We start from the raw sequence: 24,512 nt of genomic DNA, 5'->3' as shown, positions 1-24,512 counted from the left end.
GGGCTGTGAAGAGATTTTGTCACAGTCTTTTTTATATGCGGAAAAGAAGTTTAACTAATAATTGTAAATTTTCTTATTGCAATAACTCAAAGTTCGTTATATCATTTACTTGTGTTCTTGTTAAAGAACAAAAGAAGCATTGCATACTTCAAATAATATAAAACAACGGAGAGGGAGAGAGACGATGAAATTAATTTGGAAGATAATTAGCAACGCGATCTCATTTGTTTTATTTGCATTGATGGTTTTCTTAGCTTTTGTAGTCATTTCTTCAAAAGCGAGCGGTGGGGATCCGACAGTGATGGGATATCAGTTTAAGAGCGTTCTTTCAGGATCGATGGAACCGACGTTTTTAACAGGATCAATCATTGCAATAGAACCAAAGAAAGATGGTTCTAAATATGAAAAAGGTGATGTTATTACCTTTAAAGAGAAAGATCAAAAAATTATCACTCACCGTATTATCGGTGTGAAAGATACAAATGGAAAAGTAATGTATGAAACAAAAGGGGATAACAACAACGGACCAGATTTAGAACCAGTACTTGCAGAAAATGTAGTTGGGAAATATGCAGATATTACAGTTCCGTACGTTGGTTATTTACTGAATTATGCGAATTCAAAAGCGGGAGCAGCATTACTTCTTATTATTCCAGGCGTCTTTTTACTTGGTTATTCCGCGATTTCTATTTTTGGCGCTATTCGTAGCATTGACGGAGAAAAGAAAGATAAAAAAGTAGAACAATCCGTCTAGTTCGTTTGGTTATACTTTCCGTTTAGGAAGTTAACAAATATATATATATTAAGGGGATATGGACATGACTTTAAAGAAAAAGTTAGGAATGGGTATCACATCAGCAGTACTAGGAGCAGCATTAGTTGGTGGAGGAACATTTGCGTTTTTCAGTGATAAAGAAGTGTCAAACAATACATTTGCGGCTGGTACACTTGATTTAGCATTAAATCCATCAACAGTTGTTAATGTATCGAATTTAAAACCTGGCGATACAATTGAAAAAGAATTTAAACTAGAAAATAAAGGCTCTTTAGATATTAAAAAGGTTCTACTGAAAACAGATTATAATGTAGAAGATGTAAAGAAAGATAATAAAGATGATTTTGGTAAACATATTAAAGTAACATTCTTAAAAAATATAGATAAGCATGAGACAATTGTGAAACAAACTACATTAGATAAATTGAAAGGTGACACACTTACAGCCGTAGATAATGATTTAGCTGCTTGGTTCTGGGATGAAAAAGGTATTTCTGCAGGTAAATCTGATAAATTCAAAGTGAAATTTGAGTTCGTTGATAATGGAAAAGATCAAAATCAATTCCAAGGCGATAAGTTACAATTAAATTGGACGTTTGATGCACAACAAACAGCAGGTGAAGAAAGATAATAATAAAAAAGGGCTATCATATGGATAGCCCTTTTTCTATTTTTCTAGTATATAGCTATCATTTTATATAGTTCTTTATTATAATAAAGATAATGTTCTGTATAAAGAACGGAATGTTCGATGGGAGAGATTAAGATGCTGAAAAGACCACGTAATTTAAAAAAGATGCTTATATTGCCGTGTATGTGCTCTATTACGTTTTATTTAGGATCTCAAGTTATGACGCATACAGAAGCGGCATTCATTCATGAAACGAAAGTAGAAGCGAGTATTTCTACAGCAATTATATTTCCGAAAACAGTTACTACATTAAAAGAACAGGCTGAGCAACATAAAAAGTTTATTGAGCATGAGTATGGAACAATGAAGGGGAAACTGAAAGTAACTTCTATTGAAGAAATAAAACAGGCAATTTCTGTATGGCAACAAGGTCGTGAGAAAATTGTTTCTGAGAAGGAAGCCTTGCAAAATGTATATACTGAAATAGAAGCTCCTTACAACCAAATACAGGAAGAATTAAAAGTAACTAAAGATGAGTCGATTCAAAAAGTAGCCTTATATGTGAATGAAGGCTTTCAGATTATAAAAGAGAAGCGAGATTATATTGAGAAAGAAGTTAGTTTGAAAGCTATTGATGAGCAAATTCAGGCTCTACAGCAACAATTAAACGTTGCACTTGAAGCGGAAGGACAAAAGAAAGTAGAAGAACAGAAGAAAGCAGAAGAACAAAAGAAAGTAGAAGAACAGAAGAAAGTAGAAGAACAAAAGAAAGTAGAAGAACAGAAGAAAGCAGAAGAACAAAAGAAAGTAGAAGAACAGAAGAAAGTAGAAGAACAAAAGAAAGTAGAAGAACAGAAGAAAGAAGAAGAACAAAAGAAAGTAGAAGAACAGAAAAAGCTAGAAGAGCAGAAGAAAGCAGAGGAACAGAAAAAATAGAAAAAATAGAAACAGATAAAAGCGGGGTAACTGCTTTAGTGAAACAGCTGGAAAACAAGAATGTGGTGCAAGAGATAACGAGCGAATAAGCAAAACGATTAATGTTTATATGAGTGTGAGGGGACGTTAGCCCTCACCTCTTTGTCTTTCTTTTTTCTTATAATATGAAATGTATTTGCGTGTGAAAAAAGTTATAAATTAGTATAAAGTAGCATATATTATTTTCTGAAAAATCAAAACAATATTGAGAAATAAAAATAATTGAAAATACTAAAAAATGTTGTTGTATTTACATAAGTTTGTTCGTTATAATGAACTTAAGGTTTTTGAAAAAGAACAAATATTAGCATCGCTAATATAGTTTTATTTACATCTCTTAATTTATATAAGAGATAGCAATGTAAAAATACAAAAAACAGCTAGGGGGAATTGATTGTGAGTCTGAAAAAGAAATTAGGTATGGGAGTTGCATCAGCAGCATTGGGGTTATCTTTAATTGGTGGAGGAACGTTTGCATTCTTTAGCGATAAAGAAGTATCAAATAATACATTTGCAGCTGGGACGTTAGATCTTACATTAAACCCTAAAACGCTTGTGGATATTAAAGATTTAAAACCAGGGGATTCTGTTAAGAAAGAGTTCTTACTAAAGAACGATGGTTCGTTAACAATTAAAGACGTTAAATTAGCAACAAAGTATACTGTGAAAGATGCAAAAAATGATAATGCTGGGGAAGACTTTGGCAAGCACATTAAAGTAAAATTTATTTGGAACTGGGATAAACAAAGTGAGCCTGTATATGAAACAACTTTAGCAGACTTACAAAATGCGGATCCAGATCTTTTAGCTAAAGACATCTTTGCTCCTGAGTGGGGAGAAAAAGGTGGATTAGAAGCTGGTACAGAGGATTATCTATGGGTACAATTTGTATTCGAAGATAATGGTCAAGACCAAAATAAATTCCAAGGTGATACATTGAATTTAGAGTGGACATTCAATGCTAACCAAGAAGCTGGGGAAGAAAAATAAAAAAAAGCGGGTATCCCCCGCTTTTTTTTATAAAGAAAAAGAAGTGCCAGTTTTTAAGCACTCCTTTTTATATATTATTTTTGATTTTTCTTCCACTGTGTAAATTCAAGAAATTCACGAAACTGTTCTTTAGAGACACCAGAGTTCATTGCGTCTTTAACGAGCTGTGTCCATTCGGAGTCTAGGCGAGCTTCCTTTTCTGTTTCGTCATGAAGTAAAGTATCAACTGGAATTTGTAGAACTGCTGCGATTTTTTCAAGAAACTGAATGGAAGGGTTTTTTTGTAAATTTCGTTCTATAGAACTAATGTAAGATTTAGCAACACCAGCTTTTTCGGCAAGTTCAGTTAATGAAATACCTTTTTGTAAACGAAGGCGTTTTATACGTTCTCCAATCATGTTTGCGCACCTTTCTATCAATATGTCGTCGTCTTATGATGTCATTATTATAACATAAACTTCGTTAAAAAGAACAAGGCTATTGAGCTTGACTTGATGGCTTCATACGTTGGAAAAAGTGTTCGATATCTTGTAGGGCGATACCAGCATCTAGAGCTTCAAGTATTAAATCAATCCATTCTTGATCCAGTGTGTCCGTCTTATCTTTGTACAATTGTAATTCCTCCCTAATTATCGGTCATAACTGCTGCTACAGAATAAATGATAATAAAACCGAATTTTTAATTTTATGTATCGAATTATCAAATATTGTGTAGGTAAAACAAAGATAAAATCCCCATTAAACTCCCTCGATGGAAATAATTATAAATTGTTCGATAAAAACTTTCAATATTTTCAGAAAACATTGTTGAATTGTGATATATCCGTATACTAACTATGAAATTTTTACAAATATATTAAAAAAATTACATAATATAACTAAATATTGAAAAAATATTGAATTTTTAATAAAATTCAAATTGTAATACATATTATTTATTAGGGGAGGAAATAAGGGATGAACAAGAAACCATTCAAAGTATTATCATCAATTGCTTTGACAGCTGTATTAGGTCTTTCATTTAGCGCGGGCACTCAGTCTGTGTACGCTGAAACGCCTGGGAATAAAGCAGCTACGAGCCCAGTTGATGACCATTTAATTCCAGAAGAGCGTTTAGCAGATGCACTGAAAAAGCGTGGGGTAATTGATTCGTCAGCTTCAGAGAAAGAAACAAAGAAAGCTGTCGAAAAGTATGTAGAGAACAAAAAGGGTGAAAATCCTGGGAAAGAAGCAACGAATGGGGATCAACTTACGAAAGAAGCATCAGACTTTTTAAAGAAAGTGAAAGATGCGAAAGCAGACACGAAAGAAAAACTAAATCAGCCAGCAACAGGGACACCTGCAGCGACAGGCCCAGTTAAAGGCGGATTAAATGGTAAAGTACCAACTTCTCCAGCAAAACAAAAAGCATATAACGGCGATGTTCGTAAAGATAAGGTACTTGTTTTACTTGTAGAGTACGCTGACTTTAAACATAACAACATTGATAAAGAACCTGGTTATATGTATTCGGAAGACTTTAACAAAGAACACTATGAAAAAATGTTATTCGGTGATGAGCCATTCGCATTAGAGGATGGAAGCAAAATCGAAACGTTTAAACAATATTACGAAGAGCAATCCGGTGGTAGTTACACAGTGGACGGAACAGTTACAAAATGGTTAACAGTTCCTGGTAAAGCTGCTGATTACGGTGCAGATGCTGCTACAGGTCATGATAATAAAGGACCAAAAGGACCACGTGATCTAGTAAAAGATGCATTAAAAGCAGCTGTAGATAGCGGTCTTGATTTATCACAGTTTGATCAGTTCGATCAATACGATGTAAATGGTGATGGAAATCAAAATCAACCGGATGGTTTAATCGATCACTTAATGATTATTCATGCGGGTGTTGGACAAGAAGCTGGCGGTGGTAAATTAGGTGATGATGCAATTTGGTCACATCGCTGGACAGTTGGACCAAAGCCGTTCGCAATTGAAGGTACGCAAGCGAAAGTTCCATATTGGGGCGGAAAGATGGCAGCATTCGACTACACAATTGAACCAGAAGACGGCGCGGTTGGTGTATTCGCACATGAATATGGTCATGATTTAGGTCTTCCAGATGAGTATGATACGCAATATAGCGGTGCTGGTGAGCCAATTCAAGCTTGGTCTATTATGAGTGGCGGAAGCTGGGCGGGTAAAATCGCTGGAACAACGCCAACAAGTTTATCACCACAAAATAAAGAGTTTTTCCAAAAAACAATCGGTGGTAACTGGGCAAATATCGTAGAAGTAGATTACGAGAAATTAAATAAAGGTATTGGTCTAGCAACATATTTAGACCAAAGTGTTACGAAATCTAACCGACCAGGTATGATTCGTGTTAACTTACCAGATAAAGATATAAAAACAATTGCGCCAGCATTTGGTAAACAATACTATTACAGCACAAAAGGTGACGATCTTCATACGAAGTTGGAAACGCCGCTGTTCGATTTAACGAATGCAACGAATGCGAAATTCGATTTCAAGTCACTATATGAAATCGAGGCAGAGTATGATTTCCTTGAAGTACACGCTGTAACAGAAGATGGACAACAAACGTTACTTGAAAGACTTGGCGAGAAAGCAAATAGTGGAAATGCAGACTCGACAAATGGAAAATGGATTGACAAATCATATGATTTAAGTCAATTCAAAGGTAAGAAAGTAAAATTAACATTTGATTACATTACTGATGGTGGTTTAGCATTAAATGGTTTCCTACTTGATAATGCTTCATTAACAGTAGATGGTAAAGTAGTATTCTCTGATGATGTAGAAGGTACACCACAATTCAAATTAGATGGTTTTGCTGTTTCTAACGGAACAGAGAAGAAAAACCATAATTACTATGTAGAGTGGAGAAACTATGCTGGTTCAGATAACGCTTTGAAATTTGCTCGCGGTCCAGAATATAACACTGGTATGGTTGTATGGTATGCAGATTCAGCTTACACAGATAACTGGGTTGGTGTACATCCAGGACACGGTTTCCTTGGTGTAGTTGATTCTCATCCAGAAGCAATTGTAGGAACTTTAAATGGTAAGCCAACAGTTGAAAGTAGTACACGATTCCAAATCGCTGATGCGGCGTTCTCATTCGACAAAACGCCAGCTTGGCAAGTTGTATCTCCAACGCGTGGAACGTATACGTACAATGGCTTAGCTGGTGTACCGAAGTTTGATGATTCGAAAACGTATATTAATCAACAGATTCCAGATGCAGGACGTATTTTACCGAAGCTTGGTCTGAAGTTTGAAGTAGTAGGACAAGCTGATGATAATTCTGCAGGTGCTGTTCGTTTATACCGTTAATACCGTAAAACTACCGAGAGATTTTCTTTCGGTAGTTTTTTTGTGAGCAATGAATTTTATATAAAAGAAAAAATTATATATAATGTAATTTTACGAGTAAAAAAGTTCTATATAAATAATGAAAGAATTGGATAAAAATAGTGGGAGAAGGTGAATAGATGAGCATTTCTTCTATTGTAAATAAACAAAAGCAATATTTTTATAATGGATATACGAGAAGTATAGAAACAAGAAAAAATAATTTAAAAAAGCTTTATGATGGAATTCAGCGTTTTGAAGAAGAGATATTTCAAGCATTGAAATTAGATTTAAATAAGTCAGTTCATGAGTCGTTTACAACGGAAGTGGGATATGTATTAAAAGAAATTTCTTTTCAATTGAAACATATGTCATCGTGGAGTAAACCGAAGCGAGTTCGAACAGCATTAACTCATTTCGGATCGAAGGGGAAGGTAGTACCAGAACCGTATGGTGTGACGCTTATTATTGCGCCATGGAACTATCCGTTTCAGTTAGCAATTGCACCTCTAGTAGGAGCGCTGGCAGCTGGGAATACAGTTGTTTTAAAGCCGTCAGAGTTAACGCCTAACGTTTCAAAAGTGCTTACGAGAATGTTAGAGGAATTATTCCAAGAAGAGCTTGTAGCGGTAATAGAAGGCGGTATAGAAGAGAGTACGGCATTGTTAAAGGAAAGGTTTGATTATATTTTCTTTACAGGTAGTGTTGGTGTTGGAAAAGTTGTGATGGAAGCAGCAGCCAAAGAGTTAACGCCGCTTACGTTAGAACTTGGCGGAAAAAGCCCATGTATTGTACATAAAGATGCAAAAATAGATGTGACAGCAAGGCGGATTGTTTGGGGTAAGTTTTTAAATGCAGGGCAGACATGTGTAGCACCGGATTATATGTACGTTCATTCTTCCGTGAAAGAACAGTTAATCGAGGCGTTAAGACATGAAATTACGGAGCAGTATGGAAAAGAGCCACTGAACAATGATAATTACGTAAAAATTGTGAGCGAGCGTCATTTTGAACGATTATGTCGATTCTTACAAGATGGTCAAGTCGTAATTGGCGGGAACTATAAAAAAGATACATTACATATTGAGCCGACAATAGTAACAGATATCACGTGGCAAGATGCTGTTATGGAAGATGAAATTTTTGGTCCGATTTTACCGATTATAGAGTATGACAAAATAGAAGATGTTATTGGCACAATTCAGCAACATCCGAAGCCGTTAGCGCTATATGTATTTTCTGAAAATAAAGAAGTGCAAAAGAAAGTGACGAGTAATATTTCATATGGCGGAGGGTGTATTAATGATGTTGTCTATCATCTTGCAACGCCATATTTACCTTTTGGGGGCGTTGGAAGTAGTGGATTAGGTAGTTATCATGGGGAAGAAAGTTTTCGGACTTTTTCACATTATAAAAGCATTTTAGCCCAATCTACGGCATTCGATATGAAAATTCGTTACTCTTCTACAAAAAGTGCTTTAAAATTCATACGAAAGTTGTTAAAATGATGATGGTGTTTATCAGTAGGCGTAGCCGTATGATAATAGCCCCTTCGCAATGGAAGGGGTTTTTCTGTTCGACATTATGTATCATGAAAAAATGAATCAAACATACTACATAAAGAATAGAAGTGAACGCTTGCTAAATAACCATTTTGTTTGGATCGAAACAAAAAATAGTCTATAAAACATAAATATTTATTCATGAATATAAAAATTAAAATTTAAGGTAGATAGGACGGGAAAATGAAAAAAATTATTAAAGTTGAAGCAGTAGAAAAACATTTTGGAAATCAAGTGATTATCCCACCGCTTTCTTTAGATATTAAAGAAGGAGAGTTTTTAACAATTTTAGGGCCGAGTGGTTGCGGGAAAACGACGTTACTTCGTATGATCGCAGGATTTGAAACTCCAACTAAAGGGAATCTTTTATTAGATGATGAAAAGATTAACGATTTGCCGCCATATAAGCGTCATATGAACTTAGTGTTCCAACATTATGCACTATTCCCGCATATGAATGTGGAGAAAAATATTTGTTTCGGTATGAAAATGCAAAAAGTACCAGCGGCAGAACAGAAAGAACGTGCTGAAGAGGCAATGCGTTTAACGCAGTTACTAGAGTTCCGTAATCGTAAACCTATGAAGCTGTCTGGTGGGCAGCAGCAGCGTGTAGCAATTGCGAGAGCGATTGTAAATAACCCACGTGTATTACTATTGGATGAGCCACTTGGAGCGCTTGACTTTAAGCTAAGAAAAGATTTGCAACGTGAATTGAAAAACTTACAACGCAATTTAGGAATTACGTTCATATACGTAACGCATGATCAAGAAGAAGCGATGAGCATGAGTGACCGTATTGTCGTTATGAATAAAGGACATATTGAACAAATCGGAACACCGAAAGAAATTTATAATAAGCCGAAAACGTTGTTCGTTGCGACATTTATCGGTGAAAATAATATTGTGAAAAACGGGGAAGACTACGTAGCAATTCGCCCTGAAAATGTAAAGGTACGTTCGGTTGAAGAACCAATTTTAGAAGATTACCATCTTGGACATATTGAAGACATTGAGTTTGTTGGAAATATGGAAAAGCTTTATGTACGTGATGAGAAAACAGCAGAATTATTGATGGCGTATCAAACAGCTGAAGAAGCAGCACAGTGGAGCATTGGAGATAATGTATATGTAGGATGGGAGCAAGAGGACGAGGTGACCTTAAATTGAAAAAAGGGAAATTACTCGCACTACCTACAGTCGCGTGGCTGTTAATCTTCTTCCTAGTTCCACTTGTATTCGTATTGGGTTTTGCCTTCATGCAGCGCGGAGCATACGGAACAGTGGAAATGCAATTTACGTTAGATAATATAGTACGTGTGTTTGACCCATTGTATATGGGAACATTATGGGAAACAGTAAAGATTGCTGTTATTACAACAGTACTTTGTTTATTAATTGGTTATCCATTTGCGTATACAATTACAATTGTTGATCGTAAATATCGTTCTATTCTTTTATTATTGGCAACGATACCGTTTTGGATTAACTTCCTTGTTCGTTCATATGCGTGGATTGTTATTTTACGTTCACAAGGTCTTGTGAACACACTGTTATTAAAATTAGGTATTATTAGTGAACCGTTAAATTTACTATATAATACGCCTTCTGTAATACTTGGAATGGTATATTCTTTATTACCATTTATGATTTTACCAGTGTATGCAGCAATTGAGCAGCTGGATAAGCGTAAGCTAGAAGCAGCTTATGATTTAGGTGCAACACCAGTAAAAGCATTTTGGAATGTAACAGTACCAATGACGATGTCAGGAATTGCTACTGGTTCTATTTTAGTATTCGTTTCTTCTATCGGAATGTTTGTTGTATCAGACGTGATGGGTGGATCGAAAGTAGCATTAATCGGAAACGTAATTCAAAACCAATTCTTAGGTGCGCGTGACTGGCCGTTTGGATCTGCGTTATCTATGATTGTTGTTCTATTCTCTGTTCTGTTAATTTACTTATATTATCGTGCAACGAAAGTATATAAATATGATGGGAACGGAGGGGAATAGGCAAAAATGAAAAAGTTTTTAGTTTCTTATTCTTGGTTAATTTTATTGTTCTTGTATTTTCCAATGATGGTTTTAATGGTATATTCCTTCAATGATTCTCGAATTAATGCGGAATGGGAAGGCTTTACATTCCATTGGTATACAGATTTATTTCAAAAACAAGATGTTATTGATGCGTTTGTAAATAGTATGACGATTGCAGTTATAACAACAGTTGTAACAACGATACTTGGTATGTTTTTTGCGATAGCATTACATCGTTACAAATATCGTTTTGAAGGGGCCATTAATGGTCTTGTATATTTACCTATTTTAATTCCTGATATATTAATGGGATTATCTTTACTTATCCTATTTAGTCAATTAGGTATGGAACTTGGACAAACAACAATTATTATCGCACATATTACATTTAGTATTTCATTTGTTGTTGTTATTTTAGCGGCCCGTCTTTCTAGCATGGGACGTGATTTAGAAGAGGCTGCAAATGATTTAGGAGCAACGCCATGGCAAACGTTTCGCCATGTGACGTTTCCGGCAATTGCACCGGGAGTTGTTTCAGCAGCGTTATTAACATTCACATTATCAATTGATGATTTTGTAATTAGTTTCTTCGTATCAGGACCAGGATCAACAACATTGCCATTATACATTTACAGTATGGTTAAGCGCGGAGTATCACCTGAAATTAATGCCCTTTCTACAATTTTAATTGTTGTTATTGTAGGATTAATGGTGCTATCGGAAATCTTCCGTAACAAAGGTGCAGATGGTGAAGAAAACTCTGGAGGACACCTTCCTTTATAATACGAACGATATAAAAAGTACGAGGGGGTAAAACCGATGAAATTAATGAAAAGAATAGCTGGCGCAGCAATTAGCTTTAGCCTTGTTGCTGGTGTACTTGCCGGTTGTGGTGAAAAGAAAGAAGAGTTAAACATTTATAGCTGGGCTGACAATTTTGATGAGCAAGTGCTAAGAGATTTTGAAAAGAAATATAACGTAAAAATTAACTATGATAAGTATGCAAGTAACGAAGAAATGCTTGCGAAATTACAAGCCGGTGGCGCAAAGTATGACTTAATTCAGCCGTCTGATTACATGGTTAAGACAATGGCGAAAATGGATTTATTAGCGCCGTTAGATAAGAAGAATATCCCGAACATCGAAAATATGATTTCTAATTTCAAAACGCCAGCATTTGACCCAGAGAATAAATATTCTTTAGTATACACTTGGGGCGTAACAGGGATTGCATACAATAAAAAGTATGTGAAAGAAGCACCTACAAGCTGGGCTGACTTATGGAACGAGAAATATAAAGGACATGTAACATTACTAAATGATTCTCGTGAAGTATTAGGAATGGGTCTTAAGAAGCATGGATTCTCAAACAGCACGAAAGACGATGCAGAGTTAAAGACAGCAGCTACTGATTTACAGAAGCTACTTCCAAATTTATTAGCATTTGATACAGATAACATTAAACAAAAGTTCATTACAGAAGATGCTTGGATCGGAACAGTTTGGTCTGGAGATGCAGCATTTATCGCAAAAGATAATAAAGATGTAGAGTACGTTGTACCAAAAGAAGGCGGCACAATTTGGGCCGACACGTTAGCAATTCCAAAAGGTGCAAAAAACAAAGAGCTTGCAGAGAAGTTTATGAACTATTTATTAGATGAGAAAGTAAGTGTGAAAAACTACGAGTCAATTGGGTACAGTAATCCAAATGAAAAAGCTCACCCTCTTCATAGTAAAGAATATCGTGAGAACCATATGATCTTCTTAACGAAAGAAGAATTAGATCGCACAGAATGGCTTGTTGATGTAGACGATAAGTTAAAAGACTATGATCGTTACTGGACAGAATTAAAAACAAAAGGTAAATAAGTAAGGAAATGCGGTTTCTAAAGTAGAAATCGCATTTTTTCATAGTAGGAGGAAATCGTTTGAAGAAGAAGTTACATCAGTATGAGGTAATATGTGTTATTTTATTACTTACAGTATTTAGTATTATTGCTTGGCGCGTACATGCAGGTGGCGTTACAGTGATGGATACATATGTCCGCGGATTAGTAAAGGGGTTACAAACGGAGAGCTCACTTACTTTTTTCTCATACTTTACAAAGTTAGGATCAGCAATTGGAATTGTAACTATACTTATTATAAGTTTGCTTGTTTTTTTGCAGAAACGTTATTATGCTGCAATGATCGTGTATCCAATGGGGATTTTGATCACACATCTCGTTAATAAAGGAATAAAAGAAATTGTGAAAAGGGAGCGTCCGTCGTTAAATGAAGCATTAGATGCACTTGGGTATAGCTTCCCTAGTGGGCATGCAATGTTATCTATTATGACATTCGGTTTTCTTACTTATATCATTGCGGCAAATTTGAAGAGTGTAACTGGGAAATATGTTATAACCATTTCGATGGGTATATTAATTGTATCGATTGGATTAAGTAGAGTTATTTTAAATGTACATTATCCAACTGATATTTTAGCAGGTTATTGCGTAGGTGGTATTTTGTTAATTATCGCGATTTATTATCATCGTTTACTTACTAAGAGGCTTCAGCTCAATAAAGAGAGATAAAAAACGTCTGGAAAAACTATCATTATAGTGTTTCCAGACGTTTTTTGTTTGTATGAAGATGTGATACAGTATAAGTGATAATTGAATTATTTAAAGTAGGTGAAAATGTGTGAAGACAAATGTACATAAAGTGGATAAGTGGGGGAAGTTAGGAACTTTCTTGTATCAGTTTCGTTATACAGTAATTGTAGCGCTACTATTGCTTGCGATAGCACTCGGTATTTTTGCTCCAAAGCTACCGGGAGTATTAGGTGGTGATGGTTTTCAAACGGAAGGGGACTATCAAAAGACGAAAGAAATTTTAGATAAAGATTTTAAGAGGTCTCAAGATACGCTCCTACTTGTTTTTGAAAGGAATAAGGATGCTTCACATGAGGATTTTAAAAAGCAAATAGAGAGCATTGTAAAGAAGGTTGAAGAGAACGAGAAATATGAATCTTTCCATCATCCAGTGCAAAATAAAGAAATGTTACAAGATAATATCGGTTATGCGACAATATTATTTTCCGGGAAAACAACTAAAGAACGTATGGAAAAGACATTACAGTTCGCTGATACTATTGAGAAGGAAAGTAATACAGCATTAAAAGTAACACCTACAGGATTTCCAAAAATTAATCAAGAGATTAATGAAAGAACACAAAATGATTTAAAAGTAGCAGAGATGATTGGTTTACCAATTGCATTTCTCGTATTACTATTTTCATTTGGTAGCCTTTTGGCATCTATTTTACCGATTGTAAATGGCGCGCTTAGTGTCATTAGTACGATGGGGATTTTATATTTTATAGGTAGCGACAAAGAGTTATCTATTTTCGTATTAAATGTTGCACCGATGATTGGACTTGCACTATCCATTGATTTTGCACTGTTATTTGTGAATCGTTTTCGAGAGGAAGTTGCGAAGAGAACGGTGAAAGAAGCGATAGCGATTACGTATCAAACGGCAGGACGTGCGATCGTATTTTCAGGATTATGCGTATTCGTTGGTTTATCAGGCTTATTTTTCTTTAAAATTGATTATATTCAGTCTGTTGCCATAAGCGGGATGATTGTTGTGATTATGAGTATTTTATTCTCACTTACACTTCTTCCAGCACTGTTATCTTTAATTGGAAAACGAATATTAAAAAAGAATCAAGTAGCACATACACCGGCAAAGGCATGGCGTAAATTTGCACAATTTGTAATGAAACATCCAATCATAATGATTATTGCTGTTACAACATTTATTGTTATTTGTTTATTACCGCTACGTACAGCTAATTTGCAGTTTCCTGGTGTTGAAGCGTTACCTGAAAAGAGTGACACTAGAGTTGCTTATGAGAAATATGAAGAAGCATTTAATAAAACGGTTCAAACACATGCTGATGTTACATTAGTAGTAGAGACGAAAAAAAATATAAAAGAAAAAGAGAGTTTACAAAAGATAGAAGAAGTTGTTCAAAAGTTAAAAGATGATGAGAAAGTATATGAGGTAAGAAGTTTATACGATGGGTTAACCGGAATGAAAGCAGATCAAGTTGCTGGTATATTGCAGTCGCCAGAAGCGGCAAAAATAGCTCCTGTATTTGAAGCGTACTCAAAAGGAAATAAGACAATAATAGAAGTCTTTTTGGATACGAAGCCTCGTACAGAAACTGCGAAACAGTGGGTTCGTGATTTCAAAAGTAATTATAAAGAAAATGATGTTACGTACTACCTAGGCGGAATGACGACGTTCCAAAAAGAGTTAGAAGATGAAATTAAAGATAAAGTTGCAATTGGTATGTCAGTTATATTCGGATCAACCTTTGTCATTTTATTATTTGCATTCCGTTCTATACTCATTCCAATTAAGGCAATTATTATGAACGTACTTAGTTTAAGTGCAACAATTGGAATTGTCGTTTGGTTATTTGAGGGTGGTCATTTTGGTTTAGAAGCGAGTCCTGTTTTATTTGTATTACCAATCTTCATTTTCGGCCTTGTATTTGGGCTTAGCATGGATTATGAAGTATTTCTTATTTCACGTATTCATGAGCTTTATGAAGAAACAGGAGATAATGATCAAGCAACGTTAGAAGGGCTCGTTTCAACGAGTAGAATTATAACGTCAGCTGCTTTAATTATGATCGTTGTAACGGGTGCGTTCGCATTTACTGATATTTTACCAGTAAAGCAAATGGGTCTTGGCGTGGCATTAGCGATATTCCTTGATGCAACCGTTATTCGTCTTATGCTTGTACCAAGCTTAATGAAGTTGTTTGGAGACTGGAATTGGTGGCTGCCATTTCGGAAAAAACGAGAAAAATCATCATAAAAAAATACTCATCTTATAGATGAGTATTTTTTTATGAATAGCAAGGCCTACATTTTGCAAATAGTATGTGATAAGAACATTACATATAAGTAGGTGAAGGCAATGTTTCGTTATTTCAAATTTAAGCTAAATGATACAGTACAATTTTCAGAAAACGATGGGCATATGTATCGCATTGTCGGTTATCGATTAGAAAAAGGATTTTATCCAAAAGATGAATGGACTCATATCATTTATGAACTGCTTAGAGAGTTTGATGGATATACGATGGACGCAGAAGAGGAGGAACTTGTAAAGGTTATTCAAGTAGAGGATGAGTATTACAAAATACAAGAGCTATCGGGCTATCGGTATCCAGTAAAAATGAAGCAAAAGCAGCAAGTTATGAAAGGAGAGAAAATAGACGACTTATTAGATACATACAACGACTATAAACGATTGGCGGATTTCTTCAAAGATTTATCGTATGAGCAAAAAGCTGAAGAAGTATTGCAGGAAATGAAAAGGCTTAGAGCGTGAGGGGCAGTCGATTATAAGGCTGTCCTCTATTTTTGACGATGCATCAAAGCGTGTTTTCCGTTACAATGAGAGAATCAATAGAAATAAGGTGATATAGTATGGAAACAAAGAAGAAGGGCGAATGGTGCGAAATTACTGTACCGGCTAAATGGACTGGTATAAGTATCGAATCGTTATTAAAAGTAGAATGGGAACTACCGAAAAAGTTATTACATCAGCTTCGTATGGAAAAAGGTGTTACTGTTAACGGTGAACAGAGAAGATGGAATGAGCTTTTAAAAGAGGGCGATAAATTCCAAGTTCACATGTTTATGGAGGAAGAGTACGGTGTAGAGCCAGAATATGGTGAGCTACACGTAGTATATGAAGATGATCACGTACTTATCGTAAATAAACCAGAGAAAATGGACACGCACCCTGCCGAAAAAGGTGGAACGGGAACACTTGCAAACCTTGTTGCTTTTCATTTTCAAATGCAAGGTTTAGAGACGAAGGTTCGCCATATTCATCGTTTAGATAAAGATACGACAGGTGGTGTCGTGTTTGCTAAACATAGAATTGCTGGCGCGATTATGGATCGTTTATTAATGGAACGAAAAATAAAAAGAACGTATGCTGCGCTTGTTGAAGGGAAAGTGAAAAAGAAGAAGGGTACAATTGACGCTGCTATTGGAAGGGATCGACATCATGCTACGAGACGTCGTGTTTCCCCAAAGGGTGATGAAGCTATTACATACTATAAAGTAGAAAAGTATTTTAAAAAGCACAATACAACCTTTGTAACCTTACAATTAGAAACAGGTAGAACGCATCAAATTCGTGTGCATATGAGCCATAATGGTAATCCGCTAGTTGGGGATGTGTTATATGGTGGACAAACAACATATATGTCAGGGCAAGCGTTACATGCAATGAAAATTAATTTCTTGCATCCAATTACGAAAGAAGAGATCGAAATTGATGTACCGTTTCCTACAAAATTAAACAATATAATGAAAGAATTTCAAAGGGAAAATGTGTAAAGTGTAAGTTTTAATTTGAGAAAAGTAAATTTTTGCAGGAATTTCTCTAAAAGAAGCGAAGCCGTAAAGAGAAAAGAGAGGTGAGAATTACTTGGTCAAATATAAATATATACTAGGAATATTTTTCGCTTGTCTTTTATTTACCCTATGCATCTATCCATATTTACCAGAACGTTTGGCAGTACATTGGAACGAAAATGGTGGGCCGAACGAATTTATGAGTAAACAAGTTGTTGTTGCATTTATTCCGGTTCTTATTATTTTTTTACATGGATTTGTGTATATTATTTCACATAATATATATAAGTTTAATGGAGGAGAGCATTTCATTATAGGCGGATTTATAAAGACGATTACTTTATTTATGTTGTTTATTCATATGCTTATTCTCGTTATTAATTTTGGAAGTTTTATATCCTTTCAGACAGGATTAACGATCGGGATTAGTATGTTTCTTTTTATGCTTAGCAAAGATTTTAAAAAGATAAAGGGTAAAGAAAAAGATCCAATTAAATTACAAAAAATTCGTTTAGTGAGTAGACGAATTTTTCAAGTGATGGCATGTGGTATACTGTTTTCCTTGTTTTTGAACTTGAAGTGGGGATTTTATGTATTGCTTAGCGTAATAAGTTGCGGATCTATTTTGTTTATGTCCTACATTTTATATTCATACATAATAGAAAGTTACGAAACTTAAAAAGAGTCTTCTCATTATGAGAAGACTCTTTTTATCTATTTACTTCGTAATAAATTGTTGTGTCCAGTAGTTACCGCTTTCTACATAACCAACACCGATGTGAGTGAAGCCGTTATTTAAGATGTTTGCACGGTGTCCAGCACTGTTCATCCAAGCTTGTACTACCTCTTCAGGTGTACGTTGGCCTTGAGCGATGTTTTCACCTGCAGATGTATAAGAAATACCAAATTTCTTCATCATGTCAAACGGAGACCCGTATGTAGGGCTGTTATGATCAAAGTAGTTATTTTTTTGCATATCTTCAGATTTAACACGCGCTACTTTGCTTAATTCAGTATCGATTTTTAGTGCTGGTAAGCCTTGTTTTGTACGCTCAGCGTTTGTTAATTCAACAACACGTTGTTCGAACTCGCTTAAAGATTTTGCTTCTTCAGCAGGCTTTTGCTCAGCAGGTTTTTGTTCTGTAGGTTTTTGCGTATTATTGTTTTCAGCAGGCTTTTGAGCTTCTGGCTTTTGTTCAGCAGGCTTTTGCTCAGCAGGTTTTTGTTCAACAGGCTTTTGAGTTTCTGGCTTAGCTGTTGGTTGCTCAGTTACAACATTTTCAGTAGGTTGTTGACCAGGAACGAAGCAATTTGGTTGGAAGTTTCCTTGTTGCCATTGTGCTAATGATTCAACTCCCATAGATTGTAAGAATGCTTGTAACTCTTGTTGGTTCATTTGCTTCATCATCACTTTTGAATGCTGAATATTTTGAACATTTATGTTAGATGGTTGTACTGTTGCAGCTTGTGCATCTAAAGAAGATACTCCTAAAGTAAGAGCTGTTGCAGCAGCTACAGATAATAAAACACGCTTTTTCATGATGTGTGTCCCCCTATATAAAGTTTTAATTTGTTTTCACACGATTTGTTTTTGACAGCCTGTCTGACTGACAAATCCATCGTAGCATACAATTTACGAGAAAAAAGATGGAAAAAAATTCATAGACTTAAAATTTACCTAATTTATCCTAAGGAGAGAAAAGGAGAGAAATAAGAGAAACGTAGAGTGTAAAAGGAATTTTCAGCATTTTTATACTTCGTTTTAATAGGAGGTTTTTGGATAAATGTACCTATATTGAAAATGAAGAATCCTATTGTATCAATGGTTTGAACGTTTTTTTAAGGAATATACTGGATTGTTTTTTACAAAACTGTAATGTTTCTGTTGTTCTTTTTTATAATAAAGTAACATATTTTTAATGTTGTAGCAGACAAAAAAGCGGCTATCTCTTTACATAGACGAAGGAGATAGCCGTTTTCCTATTATTACGTATGTTACGAGTTAGTTTCAATTGCTTCTAATAATAAATCTACAATGTGAATTCCTCTCATTTTATGAGAAAGACCTTCACGTTCAATACCTAGTTTCATTTGTAATAGGCACCCTGGATTTGCAGTGACAATTGTTGCTGCATCTGTTTCATGTACACGGTCCATTTTATAATCTAGAAATTCCATTGATAATTCTGAGTGTACAATGTTGTATATACCAGCCGAACCACAGCAGCGATCCGCATCTTTCATTTCACGGTATGTTGCGCCTTGAATGGCTTCTAGTAGCATACGAGGTTCAGAAGATGTTCGCATAACGTTACGTAAATGGCAAGAATCTTGATACGTAATAATTTGCGGCGTGAGTCGTAAGTCAGTTCGTTTATGGAAATCTAGTTCTACTAGAATAGCGGTAATATCTTTAATTTTAGAAACAAACTGCTTTGCACGTTCAGCCCATTCTGGATCATCTTTTAGAAGATAATCATAGTCTACGAGGTAAGCCCCGCAACCACCTGCATTCGTAATAATATAGTCGATGTTTAAGTCTTCGAATGCTTTTATATTTCGTTTCGCTAATTCTTTTGCTCCACTCTTTTCACCAGCATGTCCATGTAATGCACCGCAGCAACTTTGTGTTTGCGGGATAACGATATCACAACCGGCTAATTGAAGAAGTTTCATCGTTGCGTTATTTGTTTCTAAAAACATCGTATCCATTAAACAGCCTGTGAAGAATGCAACTTGTTTTTTCTTTGTACTTTCAGCAGATAAAAATGTAGGACGATCTTTCATTGCTTTCATTTTAGGGACTTTTGGTAAAACGAGATCCATCGTTGCAAGTGTTTCAGGGAATAACTTCATAATACCTGTTTTATGAGTTAACGTTTGTAAGCCGGAACGTTGGTAAAATCCGATAAGTCCAGTTAAAGTTCTCATTCGATTTTGATGTGGGAATAATCCTTCAAAAACGATTTTACGAACGGCTTTCACTGGCATAGAGAATTTTTTATTTTGATTAATAATATCACGGGCTTCTTCTAATAAATGTCCATAATTCACACCAGATGGACAAACAGGTTCACAAGCACGACAGCCAAGGCAAACGTTTAAAGTATTTTCAACATCTTCATCTGGCTCGATTAAACCATCAACGACAGCTTTCATTAATGCGATACGTCCGCGCGGTGAATGTGATTCTTTATACCCAGATTGAATGTAAGTAGGGCAAGTAGGTAAGCAGAACCCGCAGCGCATACAGTTTAGTAGCTCATCTTCACTTAATCGTTCTTTAAATTCCTTTTGAATGTTTTCTTTATTTAATGTTGTCATCGCTCAACCACCACTCTTTTACGAGTGTCTTTCGCGAACATCTTTCCAGGATTCATAATGTTATTTGGATCGAAGGCTTGTTTAATCCCTTGCATAGCGGCAATACCTTCTTTACCTAATTTCATTTCTAAATAGGGAGCTTTCATCGCCCCAACACCATGTTCACCAGTAATCGTACCACCAAGCTCAATTGCTTTCGCAAATATTTCAGCAAAAGCTTGTTCAGCACGGTGCATTTCTTCTTCATTACGGGCATCTGTCATACAAGTTGGATGTAGGTTTCCATCACCAGCGTGTCCAAACGTACAAATAGGAATATTAAATTTTTTTGCGATGGCATTAATAGCTTCAACCATCGGAGCAATTTGTGAACGAGGTACTGTTGCATCTTCTAATATTGTCGTCGGTTTTAATCTTGCAAGTGCTGATAGTGCGCTACGGCGTGCTGTACGAAGTGCATCTGCTTCCGCTTCATCTTTTGCAACGCGAACATCAACTGCATTCATAGAGTGGCAAACGTTAGCCATTTTTTCAATATCTCGATCGACCACTTCGGGTGGACCATCTTGTTCAATTAATAAAATTGCTTTTACGTCAGTTGGTAAACCGATTTGTGCAAACTCTTCTACAACTTCAATTGTCGGTTGGTCTAAAAACTCAAGTGTCGCTGGAATAATTTTATTTGCAATAATAGAAGAAACAGCACGTGCAGCTTCATTAATATCTTCGTAGAGTGCCAGCATTGTTTTCTTCGTTTCAGGCATAGGAACAAGTTTTAATATCGCTTCTGTTACTACTCCAAGTGTTCCTTCAGAACCGATAAATAGACGAGTTAAATCGTAACCAGCAACATCTTTTGCTAATTTACCACCAGTACGAATGATATCACCATTTGGTAAGACAAGTTCAAGACCCATTACATAATCACGTGTTACACCATATTTTAACCCACGTAATCCGCCTGAGTTTTCATTAATATTACCGCCGATTGTAGAAATTTTCATCGAGCTTGGATCTGGCGGATAAAATAATCCCTTTTCTTCTACTGCTTTAATAATATCAAGTGTAATGACACCAGCTTGTACGGTAATTGTTAAATTTTCTTCATCAATCTCTAAAATATTGTTCATATGGCGGAAAATAAGGACGATACCGCCTTCTAGTGGACAAGTTCCTGCACAAAGGTTTGTTCCAGAACCACGAACATACACAGGGATTTTGTGAGAGTTACATACTTTTAACACTTCAGCTACTTCATTTGTATTACGAGGAGCAATGACTGCATCAGGCATTGCTTGGAAGTTTGGAGTGGCATCATAACTATAAGTTAAGCGCCCCATATTGGATGTATCTACATTATCTTCGCCAACAATGGATACGAATGAATGAATAATTTGCTTTTCTAACATTGGAAATCCCCCTCAAACTGTTAACGTGTTTAGTCATAATAAAAACGTTGTAACAGTGCTTTCATTATAATGATAAAAAAGTTGGAGGATTCTTTCTATGTATAATCATCTGAAGATTAATCTGTTTTATCGTTCTTTTTTGTATGATTATCTAATAAAAGGAGTGCGAAGTATAAAACATTTAAATCTTTGAATTGTTTCGGATCAAGTCCGGTATGTTCTTCAATTTTTTTTAGTCGGTAATGCAATGTATTAATGTGTATATGTAATTGCTCAGCTGTCTGTTTATAAGATTGGTTATAATCGATAAATAAACGTAAAGTGTGCATGAGCTCAGGAGATTGTACTAAGTTTTCAATGGTACGCTCTAGAAACTGTTCTCGCGTTTCGATAGAAATATCTTGTAAGCACATTTCTAAACGTAAATCTTCATTAAATACAATTTTTTTCGTTTCAAGTGACACAGAAAGCGCTCGTAGTGCTTGTTCATATGATATGTGCATCTTGCTTGGCGTAACGGTTTGCCCAATCCCCATATATAAAGGGATAGAAAATAAAGTTTCACAGTCATGTTTTAACCGTTTTAAAAATAGGTAAGTTTGTTCTTTAGAGCTCATCGCTGAAAATAAAATAAATCGATCATTTCCCCAGCGAACAAATAGATGGTCTTTTGCTAATAGATTGCGAATATGTTGCCAAACTTTACGCTGGAGCATCGTATCATTTTGATCAATCGAAAACAAAATAAGTTGTTTCTTCTTATATAAATCAACGCCAAGTGTTTTTGCACGATCGAGAAAACTTGAAGACCAGTCTGTATTTTGAAGCCAATCAAAGACAAATGCTTCATAAGAACGGTGTTCAAGTTCTAATTGCTCTAAAAAATAGTTTTCATGAATTAATAATTCGGTCATCTTCCGTAATATTTCTCCGTATTGTGAAATATTGTCGGGTTCTCCTGTAATTCCAATAACACCAATTACTTCGTCATGAAATAGTAAAGGAAGATTCATCCCGGCTTTTACACCTTGCAACCGTCGTTCATCTTCTTTTGTAATGATGACGGTTTTCTTTTGTTTCGCGCAGCGGAGTGCTCCCTCATGAAATTGACCGATTCTTTTTGCATCTGTACTGGCGATAATAACACCTTGTATATTAATGATAATAATATTTTCTGTAATTAGTCTGCGTACTTCCCGTACAATTTTATTCGCTAAATCAGGAAAAAGCATAATTTGCACACCTCAAATTCTATTTGTTGTACATTATATATGTAAGTTGAATAAGAAAGGAAGATTTCACACTTTCCACACATTTATTTGTTATTTTACAATTATAACGAAATCATTCGAAAATGGAGGGAATCTTTTGAGAAAGTATGTTTTTCTTCTCTGTTTTTTATTTCTATTAGTAGGGTGTCAAGGAAGTTCATATACACCAATTACTGAAGATAAGAGTATTATTATAACAACGAATATAAAAGAAGGCAGTATTAGTTTTATTGATAAAAAAACTAATAAATTAATTACGACATGGGAATTAAATGAACCGATGGCAGGAATTGCACTACTTCCAAACGGCGAGGACATACTTGTATATGGTAAGCAGTTAGAATACATGTATGTATATTCACTAGCAGAAGGAAGGCAAGTGGAAAAATATAAAACTGGAAAAGGCATTGTAAATGTGGTTGTATCAGAAGATAAAAAACAATTGTTTGCCGCCGATCAAAATGCACAAAAGGTTAGGTTCTTTACGATAGAAGGGAAAGAGACAGGAAGTGTTTCAACAGGAAAAGGACCGATAACCCTGGTAGAGTATCATAACCAGTTATCTGTACTAAACTTTTATGATACGAAGCTAACGACAATTGATACAAAGAAAAAAGAGGTTATACAATCCTTTATGATTCCACCAGCATCAACAGGAGCAACGATTAGTCCGGATGGAAAAGAGATATGGATTGGCGGACATGGTGATGGAAATCAAGTGAATGAGAAAGTATTAGTGTATTCTTTACAGAGCGGCGAAATGGTACGTTCTTTACACGCTCCGTTTATGCCTGTGAACATAACGAAAGATAATAAGTACGTATATGCATTAAGCCATGGTTCGAATACGCTTAGAAAATTTGATATTAGTACGTATAAAGAGGTAGCTTCCGTTGAAGTAGGCTCGAATCCATTTGCATTTTTGAAAAGCGGGGCAGAAGGATATGTAGCAAGTTATGATAGTGATGAAGTGTGCGTCATGGATATGAAGAGTATGAAAATAAAACAAACAATTAAAGTCGGAAAAGGACCATTTCAACTCATAGAGAGGGAAGGGAAGGACAATGGGTAAATATAGAGTGCTAGTTGTAGATGATGAAAGTGACATGAGGCAACTTGTCGGAATGTACTTAGATAACTTCGGATACGAGTGGGGAGAAGCTGAAAATGGAAAAGAGGCTCTTAAAAAATTAGAGTCAGATCATTATGATTTCGTTGTATTAGATATTATGATGCCAGAGATGGATGGACTTTCAGTTTGCAAAGAGATTCGAAAAACGTCAGATGTGCCAATTATATTTTTAACGGCAAAAGGTGAAGAGTGGAATAGGGTGAACGGTTTACGCATGGGAGCAGATGATTATATTGTAAAGCCGTTTAGTCCAGGTGAATTAATTGCTCGTATGGAAGCTGTACTAAGACGTTATACAAAGCAAGAACAGCAAGAGGAGATTCAATTTGGTCCCATTCTTATTAATGAAAAAAGTAGGAGGATTGAGGCAGATGGCGATCCGATTTCTCTTACAGTAAAGGAGTTTGATTTACTATATTTCCTTTGCCAACATACAGGACAAGTATTTAGCCGGGAACAATTGCTTGAAAAGGTGTGGGGGTATGATTATGCGGGAAGTACAAGAACAGTAGACACACATGTGAAAACGATGCGTTTGAAACTTGGAGAAAGTGGAAACTACATTCAAACTGTTTGGGGTGTAGGCTATAAATTTGAGGTGTAACGT

The 24,512-nt window shown here is 35.5% G+C and carries 23 protein-coding genes; 17 read left to right on the top strand and 6 right to left on the bottom strand.

Translation table 11 applies throughout. From position 1 onward, the window contains the following. Positions 1–184 precede the first annotated feature (184 nt). From sipW to calY, 4 genes are all read left to right on the top strand, one after another. Positions 185–754, top strand: coding sequence for a signal peptidase I SipW (gene sipW / locus JDS92_RS02705; RefSeq protein WP_000767788.1), 570 nt, complete (start codon positions 185–187; stop codon positions 752–754). 64 nt (positions 755–818) lie between these two features. Beyond that, positions 819–1,406, top strand: a complete 588-nt coding sequence (locus tag JDS92_RS02700) for a CalY family protein (RefSeq protein WP_199631465.1) — start codon at positions 819–821, stop codon at positions 1,404–1,406. A 120-nt stretch (positions 1,407–1,526) separates the two neighbouring features. Continuing rightward, positions 1,527–2,342: a DUF4047 domain-containing protein gene (locus JDS92_RS02695; RefSeq protein WP_199631464.1), complete on the top strand. Its 816-nt coding sequence runs from the start codon at positions 1,527–1,529 to the stop codon at positions 2,340–2,342. 435 nt (positions 2,343–2,777) lie between these two features. Then, entirely contained in the window at positions 2,778–3,371 is a 594-nt protein-coding gene (calY, locus tag JDS92_RS02690) for a biofilm matrix protein CalY (protein WP_000053720.1), read from the top strand. Between the two features lie 74 nt (positions 3,372–3,445). Here calY and JDS92_RS02685 read toward each other — a convergent pair whose 3' ends face one another. Together JDS92_RS02685 and JDS92_RS02680 are read right to left on the bottom strand one after the other, a co-directional pair. After that, complete coding sequence (locus JDS92_RS02685; protein WP_000578873.1) at positions 3,446–3,769, bottom strand: helix-turn-helix domain-containing protein; 324 nt, start codon at positions 3,767–3,769, stop codon at positions 3,446–3,448. 79 nt (positions 3,770–3,848) lie between these two features. After that, on the bottom strand, positions 3,849–3,983 hold the full coding sequence (locus tag JDS92_RS02680; RefSeq protein WP_000276222.1) for an anti-repressor SinI family protein: 135 nt from the start codon (positions 3,981–3,983) through the stop codon (positions 3,849–3,851). Between the two features lie 345 nt (positions 3,984–4,328). Between JDS92_RS02680 and inhA1 the strand changes: the two genes are divergently transcribed. The 11 genes from inhA1 to JDS92_RS02625 all read left to right on the top strand — a co-directional run bounded on the left by inhA1 (position 4,329) and on the right by JDS92_RS02625 (position 17,448). Next, the gene (gene inhA1, locus JDS92_RS02675) at positions 4,329–6,716 is read left to right on the top strand and encodes a M6 family metalloprotease immune inhibitor InhA1 (RefSeq protein ID WP_098977054.1); all 2,388 of its coding nucleotides are present in this window, start codon (positions 4,329–4,331) and stop codon (positions 6,714–6,716) included. 158 nt (positions 6,717–6,874) lie between these two features. Further along, positions 6,875–8,242, top strand: coding sequence for an aldehyde dehydrogenase (locus tag JDS92_RS02670; RefSeq protein WP_000028367.1), 1,368 nt, complete (start codon positions 6,875–6,877; stop codon positions 8,240–8,242). A gap of 237 nt (positions 8,243–8,479) precedes the next feature. Beyond that, a complete protein-coding gene (gene potA, locus JDS92_RS02665; RefSeq protein ID WP_000720326.1) occupies positions 8,480–9,463 on the top strand; it encodes a spermidine/putrescine ABC transporter ATP-binding protein PotA in 984 nt (327 codons plus the stop codon). After that, positions 9,460–10,308 (top strand): spermidine/putrescine ABC transporter permease PotB, encoded by an 849-nt coding sequence (gene potB, locus JDS92_RS02660; protein WP_000715502.1) that lies wholly within the window; start codon positions 9,460–9,462, stop codon positions 10,306–10,308. Before potA ends, potB begins: the two co-directional genes overlap by 4 nt. A gap of 6 nt (positions 10,309–10,314) precedes the next feature. Then, positions 10,315–11,115 (top strand): spermidine/putrescine ABC transporter permease PotC, encoded by an 801-nt coding sequence (gene potC, locus JDS92_RS02655; RefSeq protein WP_000714202.1) that lies wholly within the window; start codon positions 10,315–10,317, stop codon positions 11,113–11,115. Between the two features lie 36 nt (positions 11,116–11,151). Then, positions 11,152–12,201, top strand: a complete 1,050-nt coding sequence (gene potD / locus JDS92_RS02650) for a spermidine/putrescine ABC transporter substrate-binding protein PotD (protein WP_000772488.1) — start codon at positions 11,152–11,154, stop codon at positions 12,199–12,201. Positions 12,202–12,260: 59 nt separating this feature from the next. Further along, positions 12,261–12,908 (top strand): phosphatase PAP2 family protein, encoded by a 648-nt coding sequence (locus JDS92_RS02645; protein ID WP_141559829.1) that lies wholly within the window; start codon positions 12,261–12,263, stop codon positions 12,906–12,908. A gap of 109 nt (positions 12,909–13,017) precedes the next feature. Beyond that, complete coding sequence (locus JDS92_RS02640; protein ID WP_000856447.1) at positions 13,018–15,210, top strand: MMPL family transporter; 2,193 nt, start codon at positions 13,018–13,020, stop codon at positions 15,208–15,210. Between the two features lie 102 nt (positions 15,211–15,312). Next, on the top strand, positions 15,313–15,729 hold the full coding sequence (locus tag JDS92_RS02635; protein ID WP_000490306.1) for a hypothetical protein: 417 nt from the start codon (positions 15,313–15,315) through the stop codon (positions 15,727–15,729). Positions 15,730–15,827: 98 nt separating this feature from the next. Next, positions 15,828–16,751 (top strand): RluA family pseudouridine synthase, encoded by a 924-nt coding sequence (locus JDS92_RS02630; protein ID WP_098138272.1) that lies wholly within the window; start codon positions 15,828–15,830, stop codon positions 16,749–16,751. A 91-nt stretch (positions 16,752–16,842) separates the two neighbouring features. Beyond that, on the top strand, positions 16,843–17,448 hold the full coding sequence (locus JDS92_RS02625) for a DUF1648 domain-containing protein (protein ID WP_000241828.1): 606 nt from the start codon (positions 16,843–16,845) through the stop codon (positions 17,446–17,448). 39 nt (positions 17,449–17,487) lie between these two features. Here the strand turns inward: JDS92_RS02625 and JDS92_RS02620 are convergent, their stop codons facing one another. The 4 genes from JDS92_RS02620 to JDS92_RS02605 form a co-directional block, all read right to left on the bottom strand. Then, a complete protein-coding gene (locus JDS92_RS02620) occupies positions 17,488–18,309 on the bottom strand; it encodes a CAP domain-containing protein (RefSeq protein WP_199631463.1) in 822 nt (273 codons plus the stop codon). 455 nt (positions 18,310–18,764) lie between these two features. Continuing rightward, on the bottom strand, positions 18,765–20,093 hold the full coding sequence (locus JDS92_RS02615; RefSeq protein WP_000209622.1) for a (Fe-S)-binding protein: 1,329 nt from the start codon (positions 20,091–20,093) through the stop codon (positions 18,765–18,767). Continuing rightward, complete coding sequence (gene glcD / locus JDS92_RS02610) at positions 20,090–21,502, bottom strand: glycolate oxidase subunit GlcD (protein WP_000890749.1); 1,413 nt, start codon at positions 21,500–21,502, stop codon at positions 20,090–20,092. The genes JDS92_RS02615 and glcD overlap by 4 nt, the downstream gene beginning before the upstream one ends. Positions 21,503–21,618: 116 nt before the next feature. Continuing rightward, positions 21,619–22,734 carry a CdaR family transcriptional regulator gene (locus tag JDS92_RS02605; protein ID WP_199631462.1) on the bottom strand — a complete coding sequence of 372 codons (1,116 nt, stop codon included), beginning with the start codon at positions 22,732–22,734 and terminating at the stop codon, positions 21,619–21,621. A gap of 136 nt (positions 22,735–22,870) precedes the next feature. Between JDS92_RS02605 and JDS92_RS02600 the strand changes: the two genes are divergently transcribed. After that, entirely contained in the window at positions 22,871–23,845 is a 975-nt protein-coding gene (locus tag JDS92_RS02600; protein WP_001234168.1) for a YncE family protein, read from the top strand. Continuing rightward, entirely contained in the window at positions 23,838–24,509 is a 672-nt protein-coding gene (locus JDS92_RS02595) for a response regulator transcription factor (RefSeq protein ID WP_000521658.1), read from the top strand. Before JDS92_RS02600 ends, JDS92_RS02595 begins: the two co-directional genes overlap by 8 nt. The last annotated feature ends 3 nt before the right edge of the window (positions 24,510–24,512 follow it).

Source organism: Bacillus cereus group sp. N12 (assembly GCF_016483575.1).
Classification (GTDB): Bacteria; Bacillota; Bacilli; order Bacillales; family Bacillaceae_G; genus Bacillus_A; species Bacillus_A toyonensis.
Note: the sequence above shows the minus strand (reverse complement) of the source record. Positions and strands in the feature narration are given on the sequence as shown.

What these genes read in the sequence shown, in the direction of transcription:
- sipW (WP_000767788.1), top strand. Translation starts at nt 185, where the DNA reads ATGAAATTAATTTGGAAGATAATTAGCAACGCGATCTCATTTGTTTTA.
- JDS92_RS02700 (WP_199631465.1), top strand. Translation starts at nt 819, where the DNA reads ATGACTTTAAAGAAAAAGTTAGGAATGGGTATCACATCAGCAGTACTA.
- JDS92_RS02695 (WP_199631464.1), top strand. Translation starts at nt 1,527, where the DNA reads ATGGGAGAGATTAAGATGCTGAAAAGACCACGTAATTTAAAAAAGATG.
- JDS92_RS02685 (WP_000578873.1), bottom strand. Translation starts at nt 3,769, where the DNA reads ATGATTGGAGAACGTATAAAACGCCTTCGTTTACAAAAAGGTATTTCA.
- inhA1 (WP_098977054.1), top strand. Translation starts at nt 4,329, where the DNA reads ATGAACAAGAAACCATTCAAAGTATTATCATCAATTGCTTTGACAGCT.
- JDS92_RS02670 (WP_000028367.1), top strand. Translation starts at nt 6,875, where the DNA reads ATGAGCATTTCTTCTATTGTAAATAAACAAAAGCAATATTTTTATAAT.
- potA (WP_000720326.1), top strand. Translation starts at nt 8,480, where the DNA reads ATGAAAAAAATTATTAAAGTTGAAGCAGTAGAAAAACATTTTGGAAAT.
- potC (WP_000714202.1), top strand. Translation starts at nt 10,315, where the DNA reads ATGAAAAAGTTTTTAGTTTCTTATTCTTGGTTAATTTTATTGTTCTTG.
- potD (WP_000772488.1), top strand. Translation starts at nt 11,152, where the DNA reads ATGAAATTAATGAAAAGAATAGCTGGCGCAGCAATTAGCTTTAGCCTT.
- JDS92_RS02635 (WP_000490306.1), top strand. Translation starts at nt 15,313, where the DNA reads ATGTTTCGTTATTTCAAATTTAAGCTAAATGATACAGTACAATTTTCA.
- JDS92_RS02630 (WP_098138272.1), top strand. Translation starts at nt 15,828, where the DNA reads ATGGAAACAAAGAAGAAGGGCGAATGGTGCGAAATTACTGTACCGGCT.
- JDS92_RS02620 (WP_199631463.1), bottom strand. Translation starts at nt 18,309, where the DNA reads ATGAAAAAGCGTGTTTTATTATCTGTAGCTGCTGCAACAGCTCTTACT.
- JDS92_RS02615 (WP_000209622.1), bottom strand. Translation starts at nt 20,093, where the DNA reads ATGACAACATTAAATAAAGAAAACATTCAAAAGGAATTTAAAGAACGA.
- glcD (WP_000890749.1), bottom strand. Translation starts at nt 21,502, where the DNA reads ATGTTAGAAAAGCAAATTATTCATTCATTCGTATCCATTGTTGGCGAA.
- JDS92_RS02605 (WP_199631462.1), bottom strand. Translation starts at nt 22,734, where the DNA reads ATGCTTTTTCCTGATTTAGCGAATAAAATTGTACGGGAAGTACGCAGA.
- JDS92_RS02595 (WP_000521658.1), top strand. Translation starts at nt 23,838, where the DNA reads ATGGGTAAATATAGAGTGCTAGTTGTAGATGATGAAAGTGACATGAGG.